This is a genomic window from Yersinia sp. 2466 StPb PI (assembly GCF_041538325.1).
Classification (GTDB): Bacteria; Pseudomonadota; Gammaproteobacteria; order Enterobacterales; family Enterobacteriaceae; genus Yersinia; species Yersinia enterocolitica_E.
In genome coordinates this window covers 1,863,620-1,876,704 of record NZ_JAULSL010000001.1, presented here as the reverse complement: position 1 = coordinate 1,876,704, position 13,085 = coordinate 1,863,620, and the positions used below count along the sequence as shown (strand labels likewise).

The window sequence follows — 13,085 nt, the reverse complement described above, 5'->3', positions numbered from 1 at the left end:
CTAAAACCTTGTCTCATCTCTTTCACTTTCACCTTCCCTACACTCAACTCACTTACTGGAGGAATCCATGCCTGCATCGTACACGTCGTCGAAGACTTTACCCCCCGAGCCTTTGACGCCGGAACAGGTGAATGCGCGTTATCGCTATTGGCGGCCGCGCCTGATGGCCGCCATGGTGATGGGTTACGCCGCCTTTTATTTAACGCGTAAAAGTGTCAATTACGCGATGCCAGTGATGCAACTGGAACTGGGGTTGGACAAAGGGGATATCGGCTTACTCGGCACCCTGTTTTACCTGGCTTACGGCGGTTCTAAATTTGTCTCCGGTATCGTCAGCGACCGGACTCAAGCCCGCTGGATTATGGGCATCGGCCTGATGATGACCGGGGTGCTGAATGTGGTGTTCACCCTATGCCACACCCTACCCGCACTGTTAATTGTGTGGACCTTGAATGGCTTCTTTCAGGGATGGGGCTGGCCGCCATGCGCCAAATTGCTCAGCACATGGTATTCACGCAGTGAACGCGGTAGCTGGTGGGGATGCTGGAATACCTCTATCAGCATCGGGGGGGCGGCAGTGCCTCTGCTGTCTGCCTTTCTGGCTTCGCACTATGGCTGGCAAGCCGCACTACTGGTACCGGGTGCGATAGGCATCGTATTAGGGATTTGGCTGTGCTGGCAGTTGTGCGATAAGCCGCAACAGCAAGGTTTGCCGACTATCGGCCAATGGCGGCGCGATCCACAGGATCAATGGCAGGAGCAACAAAGCCCGCCGATGCCGATGGGGCGTATTTTACGTGATGCCATTTTAGGTAATCGCACCATCTGGTTGCTGGGGGTCTCTTATGTGCTGGTCTATTTGATCCGCATTGCTCTCAACGACTGGGGCAATATCTGGCTGGCGGAGAGCCATGGGGTCAATTTGCTCAGTGCCAATGCCACGTTGTCGTTATTTGAGTTAGGTGGATTATTTGGCGCGCTGTTTGCTGGCTGGGGATCAGATCTGTTATTTCGTGGTCAGCGGGCACCGATGATTTTGTTATTCGCGCTGGGGTTATTTCTGACTATGACCGCGCTGTGGTTGGCACCGGTACATAACTATCCGCTGCTGTCAGTGACATTTTTCAGTATCGGTTTTTTTGTTTTCGGGCCGCAAATGCTCATTGGATTGGCGGCAACGGAATATACCCATAAAGACGCCGCCGGTACGGTCACTGGATTTCTCGGATTATTTGCCTACCTCGGTGCAGCACTCGCGGGATGGCCACTGGCGCAAGTATTGCAACATTATGGCTGGCAAGGCTTTTTTGCCTTACTGACGTTGGCATCAGCCGGGGTTGGGTTGCTATTAATGCCGCTATTAATGACCTGTATGAATTTGTCGGGGTTGGAACCCGCGCAAAAGAGATTCGCCCCACAAGATAAAGATAATCTTTAGCCCGCAATGGAACGCAGGTGAGTAGCACCTAAAAAAGAAAATAAAACAGTACCTTACGTGAAGTCAGCACGACCTCTACCCTACAACATCAGCCCGACCTGTCACCCCGTATCGGCGACAAAAAGGGATAAAAGGATAATGTTATGAAACTCGCACCACTCTCAGTTCTGATTGCCGCCGGCCTCGCCCTGAGCGCCTTGACTACTGTCGCCAAAGCCGAAGGCCGTCTGGTGATTTATTGCAGTGCCACCAATGCGATGTGTGAAGAAGAAGCCAAAGCCTTTGGGGCAAAATACGATGTAAAAACCAGCTTTATTCGTAATGGTTCCGGCAGCACGCTGGCCAAAGTGGATGCTGAGAAAAAGAACCCGCAGGCCGATGTTTGGTATGGCGGCACTCTGGATCCACAATCTCAAGCGGGTGAAATGGACCTGCTCTATCCTTACCAGTCACCTAATCTGGCGCAAATAATGCCGCAGTTCCGTGATCCGGCCAAACGCAAAGGTAACTACTCTTCAGCGGTTTACATCGGCATTTTAGGCATGGGCGTGAATACCGACCGCTTGAAAGAAAAAGGTCTGCCAGAGCCAAAATGTTGGAAAGACCTGACCAACCCAGTTTACAAAGGTGAAATTCAGATTGCTGATCCACAAAGCTCCGGTACCGCCTACACCGCGTTGGCAACTTTTTCACAATTATGGGGTGAAGATGCCGCCTTCGATTACCTGAAAAAACTGAATGCCAACGTGTCGCAATACACCAAATCCGGTATTGCCCCGGCCCGGAATGCTGCCCGTGGCGAAACCACAATTGGTATTGGCTTCCTGCACGACTACTCGCTGGAAAAAGAGAAAGGTGCACCGTTGAAATTGATCTCGCCATGTGAGGGTTCCGGCTATGAAATCGGCGGAGTCAGTATCCTAAAGGGCGCTCGTAATCTGGATAATGCCAAGTTATTTGTTGATTGGGTGTTGTCAAAAGAGGCACAAGAACTGGCATGGCAGAAGGGCCAGTCCTACCAGATTCTGACCAATACCACGGCGGCAACCTCACCTAACTCGCTCAAGTTGGATGATCTGAAGCTGATTAACTACGACATGGACACTTATGGTGCCACAGAAATGCGTAAGAAGCTGATCACCAAGTGGGTCAACGACGTCAAGATGGGCCAATAAAAGCCCACAAAGGACTCCGACTCATATAAATAATTTATTTCTATAACCGAGTCATTGGCGTTGCAGCAAGGCAGCAAATGAATAACAGATCGGTCGGGGACCGGTTTGCATAGCATTTATGCCGGTTCGCAAGGTAAGCGAACATTGCTGTAACGCCAGGGACAAAGGGTATCTGGGGAACACCATGACACATGCACATGCTCTGCGGCTCCCGCAGACACGGGATGCCATTTTCTATTGGCTGGCTTTCGCCGTGGCTGCTTTTGCCCTATTGCCCGCGTTTAGCCTGGATTACGGCCTGCTTGAGGCCAGTCGTTCGGAGCTACTGGCCTCTTATGGTTGGTCTGGCCTTAATATCAGTACGCTGTGGTTTGGCCTGCCGTTACTGCTGCTTTTCAGGCCATTGTCACCCGTTGGTCGCGAACATCGCTACCGCCATCTGTTTGATGCAGGCTATGCCTTATTCTGCGCACTGGTGGTGGTGGTAAGCTCAGCCTGGCTCGGGCGCGGGTTAGGATTTGCCACTATCGGGCTGTTTATCGCTCTGGGGGCAATCATTACTCTGGCGCTGGCGCGCCTTGAATGGCTGGGTGGTGACCGTTTTGTACTCGGATCACTGGTGACTATCATTGCCCTGATCACCGTTTTTATTCTGTTCCCCAGTATTGCCATTTTTATCCCGATCTTTACCGATGAGAGTGGCGCTTTTGCACCGTGGCAGTTTATGGCAATCCTCGGTCAAGCGCATATCCTGCAAGTTATCTGGAATTCGTTCCTGCTGTCGGTGGCGGTTGGCATAGGTTGTACCTTTTTCGGTATGGTGCTGGCTATCTATACCACACGTATTGCCAAACGCTCCGCTTTGCTGGGGCGCATCTTCTCAATTCTGCCTATTGTTACCCCACCCTTTGTCGTCGGGCTGGGTGTAACCTTGATGATGGGCCGCTCCGGCTATGTGACAGAGTTGATGGTCACTTGGTTCGGACTGACCAATACCAACTGGTTATATGGCTTCACCGGCATCTGGCTGGCACAAGTTTTAGCCTTTACGCCGATGTCATTTATGATCCTCGATGGCGCAATCAAAACTATCCACCCGTCGCTGGAGGAAGCCTCTTATACCTTGCGGGCCAGCCGTTGGCAGACCTTTATGCAGGTGTTTTTACCCTTGCTAAAACCGGCATTGGCCAACTCATTCCTAATCGTCATTGTGCAATCACTGGCTGATTTCAGTAACCCATTAGTGTTGGGTGGTAACTTTGACGTGCTGGCTACCCAAATCTACTTCTATATCACTGGTGCACAACTTGACTATCCAGCAGCCTCCACGCTGGGGGTTATCTTGCTGATGTTTTCACTGTTTATCTTCTGCATTCAGTATATGTGGATAGGTAAACGCTCTTACGTCACCATTTCTGGTAAGTCTTCTCGGGGCGATGTCCAGCCATTACCGGTATCACTGGTGTGGGGCACCACCGCCATGCTGTATGTGTGGATTGCCTTTAACGTCTTACTGTATGGCAGCATTTTCTACGGCAGTTTCACCGTCAACTGGGGGGTCGATTACACCCTGACGCTGAATAACTTTAATCAGCTATTTGGTCAAGGTTTCAGTGACGGCGCATGGCCTTCTCTGCTCGATACGCTGCTCTATGCGGGTATTGCTGCCCCTATCACCGCCGCCTTTGGTCTGCTGATTGCCTATATAGTGGTGCGCCAACAGTTCCGTGGTAAAAAAACCATCGAATTCAGCACCATGTTGTGCTTCGCGGTACCGGGTACGGTCGCGGGGGTGTCCTATATTCTGGCCTTTAACAGTGCCCCGGTGTACCTGACCGGTACTGCCGCCATCGTTATTATCTCTATGGTGATGCGTAATGTGCCGGTAGGGATACGCGCGGGGATTGCCGGGCTGGGACAACTGGATAAATCATTGGATGAGGCATCACTTAGTCTGCGGGCGGGTTCGCTGCGTACGGTGATTTATATTCTGCTGCCGTTGCTACGCCCAGCGATTCTATCGGCGCTGATTTACAGTTTTGTGCGCGCCATGACTACCGTCAGTGCCATCGTCTTCCTGGTAACACCTGATACACGGGTCGCCACCTCTTACATCCTTAACCGGGTAGAAGATGGCGAATACGGTATTGCCATCGCTTATGGTTCGATTCTGATTGTGGTCATGCTCGCCATCATCTTCCTGTTTGATTATCTGGTTGGCGAAGCGCGTACTGCCCGCTCGAAAGCCAGTAATGCTGAATAATGACGTACTGATAAGGCTGAATGCTATGTCTACTATAAATACAGTATCTACTCAAAATAATCTGTCAGAGCAAAAGACAGTCACTGGCGATAAGAAACATTTCGTCGAGCTAAAACACGTCACCAAGCGTTTTGGTAGCAATATCGTGATTGACAGTCTCAATCTGGCTATCCCTAAAGGGGAAATGGTCACCCTGCTGGGGCCATCGGGTTGTGGTAAAACCACGGTATTACGGCTGGTTGCCGGGCTAGAAAAACCGTCCGGTGGACAAATCTTTATCGATGGTGAAGATGTGACTGACCGATCTATCCAGCAACGGGATATCTGCATGGTATTCCAGTCCTATGCCTTGTTCCCGCACATGTCACTGGGCGAAAACATTGGCTATGGTCTGAAAATGCTGGGCCTGCCGAAAGATGAGATTCGAGATCGTGTACAAGAAGCCTTAGCGTTAGTAGATTTAGACGGCTTTGCCGATCGCTTCGTGGATCAAATATCCGGTGGGCAGCAGCAACGTGTTGCGCTGGCAAGGGCACTAATCCTCAAACCTAAAGTGCTGCTTTTTGATGAACCGCTCAGTAATCTGGATGCTAATTTGCGCCGCAGCATGCGTGATAAAATTCGAGAATTGCAGCAGCAGTTTAATATTACCTCGCTGTATGTTACCCACGACCAAAGTGAAGCCTTTGCCGTGTCTGATACCGTGCTGGTGATGAATAAAGGTAAAATAATGCAAATTGGTGCGCCACAAGAACTGTATCGCCATCCCGCCTCGCATTTTATGGCCAGTTTCATGGGTGACGCTAACGTCTTTCCAGCCACTATTCACAGCAGTAGCGTTGAAATCTTCGGTTATCACATCCCTAAACCACAGGGATTTGCCGCCCAACGGCAACAGTCCACCGTAGGTGTACGACCAGAGGCTATCACGCTAAGTCAGCAAGGTGAGCCAAGCCAGCGGTGTACTATTAATAAAGTGGCTTATATGGGGCCGCAATATGAGGTACTGGTGGATTGGCAAGGTCAATCTTTGCTATTGCAAGTAAATGCCACACAACTGCAACCCGCCCCCGGTGACAGTTATTATCTGCAAATCCATCCCTATGGCATGTTTGTTCTGGCTGATACGCCCCAGTAGACTTGTTGGCGAGCAGCGTAACAATACGTTGCTCGCTCTTTCGTTAAACAATCGGCCGTTTTTTGCGCAAGGATTGAGCTAAAAGCCAAAATTCTCAATAAGTTGCGCAAACTGTAAGCAAACAATCCAAATTTACTGTTTCCCCTTTGACATGTTCCTCATACCCCGCTATTATTCGCCCCGTTCACACGATTCCTCTGTAGTTCAGTCGGTAGAACGGCGGACTGTTAATCCGTATGTCACTGGTTCGAGTCCAGTCAGAGGAGCCAAATTAGAGAAGCCCGCTTAGGCAACTAAGCGGGCTTTTTATTTTAATCCTGTAGATTCACGCTCCGCCGCAGTTTTGCGATAGTTAATGTATTATCATTAATTGCATTAGGTTACCATCCGCAAACCATTATCAGATAGGACCTATCTCCCTGATATTCATACTAGAATAACCCACACAATAGATTATAGAAGTTTCCTACACCCTACTCTGAAAAGTCGTATATATTTACATTTGGAATTATAAATTAACTATTTCTTCTCTGTTTTTCTGAATAATCTATTTTAAATTTAATAAAAAAATTCCTAATTCGTTTATAATCAATTCACTAGGCAGAATAAGGTTGCGGTGATGAGTTGACTTCAGCGGGCTATACATGAGTAAGAATCTTTTCTTGATAATCTATAATTAGAGATTAGAATCACCGAAATAGTACTTTGGGCATCGGCAGCGTGGTTCTTGTTTATCTCGTCTTGGGTAATCATTTGGAGTCGATCGGTGCGAGTGAGGAGCAGTGAATTAACTCTGCGAATCCCAAGATATAACGATTTACGGAGAGAACATGACAAAATCAGTGATGATAGTTGATGACCACCCGGCTATTCGTGTCGCCATTCGTGCATTACTATCACAAAGTAACGAATTTTCAACCATTTACGAATCGGTTGATGGCAGTGAAGCCTTAGAGATTTTAAAAAACAACCCTGTTGATCTGGTTATTATCGATATTGAGTTACCTAACTTCGATGGTTTCTCATTGTTGAAAAAACTACAGCAACGTGGATTTACAGGCAAATCATTATTCTTGTCCGCCAAGAATGAGCAAGTTTTTGCGGTACGGGCATTACAGGCCGGTGCCAACGGTTTCATCAGTAAAAATAAAGATATTAGCGAAATTCTTTTTGCTGCACAGAACGTATTACGTGGGTATTCTTTCTTCCCCTCTGAAACGTTGACCCAATTAGCCGGGCAACCTTCCAGCCATGATCCTGTCAATCGGGCGCGGTTGTTGTCAGAACGAGAAATTAATGTTTTACGTTATCTGGTGAATGGTTTGTCAAATAAACAGATTGCCGACGAAATGTTTATCAGTAACAAAACTGTCAGTACCTATAAAACCCGCATCTTGACCAAATTAGGGCTAAGTTCCGTAATTGAACTGGCAGATTATGCGCATACCCATAATTTGGTATAATTCAGGCGGCTCAGGTTTACCACGGGCAATCTTATCTTTACCGAGTAGGTTATCTTTGCGAATTCTTCTTTACTGTTTGCTGTTGCTTAGCGGGCAGCTTAATGCCGCAATGATGACCGGTCGTCAGGGGTGCGATACTGGGCAGCCATTGACGATACACAGTATCGCTAATAGCTACAGTGAAGACCTATTACTGACACCTTCCACGGACACTCGCCAATCAAGCCGGCGCACGGTGAAAGTGGGGGTGGTCATGGATGCCAATACTCCTTTTGTCGTTAACCGTGATGATAATGCCATTGAAGGTATTGTTGCGGATTACCTGAAAATAATCAGTGATGCCAGCCAATTATCTTTCCAGATGATCGGTTATTGCGATTACGGGTTAGTTTTGAATGCATTGGAAAATGGCCAGATTGACTTAATGGCCGGGACACCTATGCCCCCTCAGCCGGGGCTGATAGCTTCCCATGCCTTCTTTACCAACCGGCATGTCGAAGTTCGCAGCAAAAATTGGGACCCGACCAAACGTACCCACCCAGAAACGGTGGCTATCGTTAATAACGAGCCACTCTCCCCTGAGTTTTTATTTAATTATCATGCCGATAAAATTGTTGCCTACCCCAACCAATTGCAGGGGTTGTTGGCTGTCGCCTATGGTAATGCCGATGTCTTTGTCGCGAATGCCACAACAGCTAACTATCTGATTGATCAGTTACAATTGCTGACGTTGCAAATTCGTAACTTTGCGCCTTATCACCCTGCCCCTTACACATTCCTGGCGAGGGAAAGTAATCAAAAGCTGATTGACTACATTAATCAGATTTTAGAATTATTACCGACCCGCGCGACCGGTGATATTCAGCAACGCTGGTTTGGTAGCAAACATCATTACAATATTGATGCCAAGTTACTGTTGACCGAACAAGAGGTGAGCTGGATTCAGCACCATCCGGTGGTGACTTATGTCGCCCCACTTGATCTGGCACCACTGATATTCCGCGATCGTCAAACCGGACAAATGGCCGGTTTCTCAGTCGATCTTATCGATATTATCGCACGCCGAACCGGGATTAAATTTGAACCGGTTTATACCAAAGATACCGGTGAAGGGGTGCGTGATTTTATCGCCGGTAAAACCGATTTACTGCCGATTGTAGCCGTTCGCAACGGTATGTATGGTAACAACCTTTACTCCTCACCAGTAGCTCAATCCTTATGGGGAATATTGACGCGCGAAGATCGCCTGGATATCAACAATGTGGCAGATCTAGCAGGAAAGCGCGTGGGGATACAAGCGGGTAGTGCTTCTGGCGGGATTATTGGTAACCCCCTGTTAGCTCAAAAGATTACCTTTGTCCAAGCCCCGGATACCATGACACTGGTGCGTTGGTTGCAGCAAGGTAAAGTGGATGCTGTCGTTAAGAATATGATGACCGCCAACTACCTGTCAGCTCAGAATTTTAGCCCGAATATAAAAACGGTCGCGGTTGCAGGTGAAGAACCGCTGATGATGGCATTTGCCATCCGCCCAGACCTGCCCGAATTAAAAGCCATTATTGATAAAGTAATTGAATCTATTCCACCAGAAGAGTTAGACAACTTAATTAGTGAATGGAGTACCTTCAAGCCTAAGCCAATAAGTTTTGATGAAGACTCATCAGATAATGAATGGCTGATGATGGCGTTGAAAATAAGTTCAGGGCTATTGTTGGTCTTCGGTCTATACCTGTGCTATCTGGTGTTCAATAAGCGCCGCCAGGCCAAGTTGCTACATGCCCGTTTGCTACAGCAAGAATCGATTATCAATGCATTGCCCTTTGCGGTCTTTATTCGTACAACCAATGCCGAGTTAGCCGTTTATAACAGCCACTTTGCTGCGGCTCACCAAGATAAGCTTCACGATTTGCTCAATCAGGATATTGAACAAGCCAACTGGCCGATGACCAGTCCGCTTGATCGCGAGATAGATAAATACTGTCGTTATGTATTACAGGACAGAAAACCACAAATGGTGGATTTATCTCTTGAAATCAATGGTGAGCTACGGGATATCTTCCTATGGATTATTCCACTGGACAATGCCGAACGCAGTTTACTGGGCGGCTGGCTGGACATTAGCCAACGTAAAACCGTTGAGCGTGAGTTAGAAGCGGCCCGTGTCGAAGCCGAAAGCGCCAACCGGACCAAGAGTACGTTCCTTGCCACAATCAGTCATGAACTGCGAACGCCAATGTACGCCATTATGGGCTTATTGGAGCTGGAGATCCGCAGCTCCCAGCCGGTTGATAAAGATACACTGATTACCGTGTCCAAATCAGCTCAATCGTTGATGTTACTGCTTGATGACATCATCGACTCTGCCAAAATTGAAGCCGGCCAACTGAGTGTTCACCCTGCGGTGGTAGATTTCCGCCAGGAAATGGAACGGATGCTGACTATCTATCAACCCATCGCCGATGAGCGTGGGCTTCAATTCTCGGGTTGGCTGGATGACCAAATCCCTCACCTGCTGATGGCAGATATGCTCAGAGTGCGACAAGTGATGGGTAATCTGTTAGGTAACGCGTTGAAATTTACCGAACAAGGTAGTGTTTCGGTGGATGTGACTTGGGAGCCGACGGATGATAAGCATGGCGTAATGAATATCGATATTACCGATACCGGTATTGGTATTTCTCCAGCGGCACAGGCCACGCTGTTCCAACCCTTTAGCCAGGCGAATGAAGGTAAATCACCCCGTTTTGGCGGCTCAGGGCTAGGGCTTTGGATCTGCCATCAATTGATTCATAAAATGGGCGGGCAAATCAGCTTAGAAAGCCAGCTCGGCAAAGGCACCAGTTTGTTTATTACTTTACCACTGGAGATTGCCACTGCTGAGGATTTACCGCCAGATGCGACTATTCTGCATGCCGATGAAAAGCAGTTGGACCAGTTGAAAAATCTACGTGTTCTGGTGGTGGATGACCTTCCGGCCAACCGCCAGTTACTTCAGCAGCAATTGGCCTTTATCGGCATCGAACAGGTGATGAGCGCAGAAAATGGCGCAGAAGCCTGGAAAATATTGCAACATTACAGTTTTGATATCGTCATCACCGATTACAACATGCCGCTGATGAATGGCTATGAACTTGCCGCCCATATCCGCAATAGTCCGGCAATGAAGGAGATGATAATCATTGGCTGTACCGCAGATGCGCGGGAAGAGAGCGTAACTCGCTGTTCTGATGCTGGTATGAATGATTGCATGGTTAAACCGGTGACTATTGACACCTTACGCACTGTTTTGCTCCATCAACAGATTGTCGGTAACGATGTCGAGGCGAATTATCATCACACTACCGGCGACGATGGTCCCAATGCGATGGAGATGAGCCATCAGGAAAATAGGAACTCAGCCGCGGACAACAGTGAGACCCCAAAAACGCAACAGCCCCCTATTGTCGCAGCACAAGATAAATTGAAATCGCTCTCGGGTGGCAGAGCTGAGGTAGAGTTGCAGTTATTACAATCGTTGCTGGAAAGCAATGTGCAGGATACTGCCGCGCTAACGAAACTGTTTGACCATCTGATAACGGATGATAGCAGTACGAATGCTAGCGATATTTATAACGAAATGGCAACGTTGGTGCACCGGATCAAAGGCGCGGTACAACTGATTGATGCGCAAGATCTGGTAGATTGTTGTATCAGATTCGAATCCCTGTTACTCGCTCATGATAGGCCAGCAGTCATTTCACTTGGAGCAGACTATCTGAAACAGTTAACGGAGACTAATCAGTTATTAGTTAAGCTGGTTGCCTCATATGCCGAAATAGATAGCGATACCCCCGATTAAATAAATATTTAAAGAGTGCTTTCATCTAAAGCCCGCCAGTACATACTTGGTGGGCTTTTTTATTTATCAAGTAATCATTCCTGCGTGATAGCAAAAACACAATTTCATATTTAATTAAAATAAACAACATAAGATATTGAAATTAAAATAATTTATAGTTTTTACTTTTTTTAATCGACTAAGTCCTACACCTTTTGTGGGAAATTTCACATATAAAACAAGGACGCCTCTCATTTTATCTGTCTCTATTTCCCCCTACACTAGCCTCGGCCCGGATACCAAATAGCACAGCTCAATCGCGGCTGACTTTATTCAACTTAATGATCGCTCATTGTGATGAATGCTAGAGGTCTCCGTACAACGAAATATAAATTATAAAATTAAGTAGGAATTAAATGGGAAAGACTCTAATGACGTTGGTGCTACTTACCCTGCCGGGTATGGCGTTAGCTGCAACCTCAAATAACACTATCAAGTTTCAGGGAGAGGTAGCCGAACAGACTTGCATGGTGGATATCAATGGCACAGCTAACACCCCGGTAGTTTTGTTACCAACAGTTTCGACCAGCAACCTGAATCAAGTTAATTCAGTTGCAGGTAAAACCAATTTTACGATTAACCTAACCGGCTGCAATATCGCCATTCAAGACACCAAGATCAGTTCGGTTTTTCAGGGGATGAACGTCACTTCGGCGGGTAATTTGGGCAATGTGGGTACAGCTCAAAATGTTGCTATTCAGTTACTTGATACCAATGGTGCCCCAATTCGCATGTCTGGTGGCAGTGTTGAAGTACCGGGGATCACCTTGGTCGCCGGTGCAACCTCAGCATCACAGGATCTGGCGGCTCAATATATTACGGAAGAAGGTCGTGCGACCGCCGGGAGCGTTATTGCTTCCGCACAATACGCGATCACCTATCCCTGACTATTCATGAGATCCAAGCCATATCATGAATACGTTGCCAATCGGTAACGAAGCCGAAACAAACCAGAAGTATCAAGGATAAGTAATTGCTATGACACTGATTGCCCACAGAATGATCGCCTGCTCGTTGCTGCTGCTCAGCGGCGTACCCTTATGGACGCAAGCCAGTGTTGTCATGACCGGTACTCGTATTATTTATCCCGAAGGTACGCGGGAAAAAGTAATACAGCTCAGTAACAAAGATGACCATCCGAATTTAGTCCAATTATGGATGGACGACGGTAATAACCAGTCTTCGCCATCAAAAAGTGATGTCCCTTTCACACTGACACCACAGATATTCCGTATGGAAGCCCAAAGTGGGCAAGTGGTACGATTGTCATATATTGAGCGCCATTTACCCAAAGATCGTGAATCAGTTTTCTATCTTAACTTCTTGCAGATCCCCGCGTTAAAAGCAGATAAGCAGACCGAAAACAAACTGGTTTTGATCGTTAATAACCGAATGAAAGTTTTTTACCGCCCTGCGGCATTAAAAGAAAATGTCGATACATTAGGTGAAAAGATACGCGTTACTCTGGATGGCACTAGCGGTGATAAAATCAAGATAAGTAACCCGACGGGTTATTATATCAGCCTGCGTGATGCCAAATTGGTCAGTGATGGGAAAACGATTTCGTTCGCCACCAGTGAGATGTTCTCGCCCAATTCGACCACTGATTTAGCCTTACCCGCTGGGGTTAAGGCCAAAAAGGGCGAAGTGCTGACGCTGAACGTGGTTAATGATTATGGCACCAACATTTCCACGAATTATCATTTGTAGTCCAGCCGTGATGATAATCCA

The 13,085-nt window shown here is 47.6% G+C and carries 8 protein-coding genes and 1 tRNA gene; all 9 read left to right on the top strand.

What is annotated here, in order from left to right:
* The first annotated feature begins 67 nt into the window (after positions 1 to 67).
* Positions 68 to 1,438, top strand: coding sequence for an MFS transporter family glucose-6-phosphate receptor UhpC (uhpC, locus tag Q2T72_RS08420; protein ID WP_372568954.1), 1,371 nt, complete (start codon positions 68 to 70; stop codon positions 1,436 to 1,438).
* 143 nt (positions 1,439 to 1,581) lie between these two features.
* Positions 1,582 to 2,613: an ABC transporter substrate-binding protein gene (locus Q2T72_RS08415; protein ID WP_083159221.1), complete on the top strand. Its 1,032-nt coding sequence runs from the start codon at positions 1,582 to 1,584 to the stop codon at positions 2,611 to 2,613.
* Between the two features lie 184 nt (positions 2,614 to 2,797).
* Positions 2,798 to 4,876: an ABC transporter permease gene (locus Q2T72_RS08410; RefSeq protein WP_372568953.1), complete on the top strand. Its 2,079-nt coding sequence runs from the start codon at positions 2,798 to 2,800 to the stop codon at positions 4,874 to 4,876.
* Positions 4,877 to 4,901: 25 nt separating this feature from the next.
* On the top strand, positions 4,902 to 6,014 hold the full coding sequence (fbpC, locus tag Q2T72_RS08405) for a ferric ABC transporter ATP-binding protein (RefSeq protein WP_372568952.1): 1,113 nt from the start codon (positions 4,902 to 4,904) through the stop codon (positions 6,012 to 6,014).
* 193 nt (positions 6,015 to 6,207) lie between these two features.
* A tRNA-Asn gene (locus tag Q2T72_RS08400) sits at positions 6,208 to 6,283 on the top strand.
* 561 nt (positions 6,284 to 6,844) lie between these two features.
* Positions 6,845 to 7,477, top strand: coding sequence for a response regulator (locus tag Q2T72_RS08395; protein WP_004705218.1), 633 nt, complete (start codon positions 6,845 to 6,847; stop codon positions 7,475 to 7,477).
* Positions 7,478 to 7,556: 79 nt separating this feature from the next.
* Positions 7,557 to 11,315, top strand: a complete 3,759-nt coding sequence (locus Q2T72_RS08390; RefSeq protein WP_193784825.1) for an ATP-binding protein — start codon at positions 7,557 to 7,559, stop codon at positions 11,313 to 11,315.
* Positions 11,316 to 11,710: 395 nt separating this feature from the next.
* The gene (locus Q2T72_RS08385) at positions 11,711 to 12,241 is read left to right on the top strand and encodes a fimbrial protein (RefSeq protein ID WP_083159224.1); all 531 of its coding nucleotides are present in this window, start codon (positions 11,711 to 11,713) and stop codon (positions 12,239 to 12,241) included.
* Between the two features lie 91 nt (positions 12,242 to 12,332).
* Entirely contained in the window at positions 12,333 to 13,064 is a 732-nt protein-coding gene (locus tag Q2T72_RS08380; RefSeq protein WP_083159225.1) for a molecular chaperone, read from the top strand.
* The last annotated feature ends 21 nt before the right edge of the window (positions 13,065 to 13,085 follow it).

Bases quoted from the DNA above. Each gene is read 5' to 3' on its own strand.
- uhpC (WP_372568954.1), top strand. From the start codon at position 68: ATGCCTGCATCGTACACGTCGTCGAAGACTTTACCCCCCGAGCCTTTG.
- Q2T72_RS08415 (WP_083159221.1), top strand. From the start codon at position 1,582: ATGAAACTCGCACCACTCTCAGTTCTGATTGCCGCCGGCCTCGCCCTG.
- Q2T72_RS08410 (WP_372568953.1), top strand. From the start codon at position 2,798: ATGACACATGCACATGCTCTGCGGCTCCCGCAGACACGGGATGCCATT.
- fbpC (WP_372568952.1), top strand. From the start codon at position 4,902: ATGTCTACTATAAATACAGTATCTACTCAAAATAATCTGTCAGAGCAA.
- Q2T72_RS08395 (WP_004705218.1), top strand. From the start codon at position 6,845: ATGACAAAATCAGTGATGATAGTTGATGACCACCCGGCTATTCGTGTC.
- Q2T72_RS08385 (WP_083159224.1), top strand. From the start codon at position 11,711: ATGGGAAAGACTCTAATGACGTTGGTGCTACTTACCCTGCCGGGTATG.
- Q2T72_RS08380 (WP_083159225.1), top strand. From the start codon at position 12,333: ATGACACTGATTGCCCACAGAATGATCGCCTGCTCGTTGCTGCTGCTC.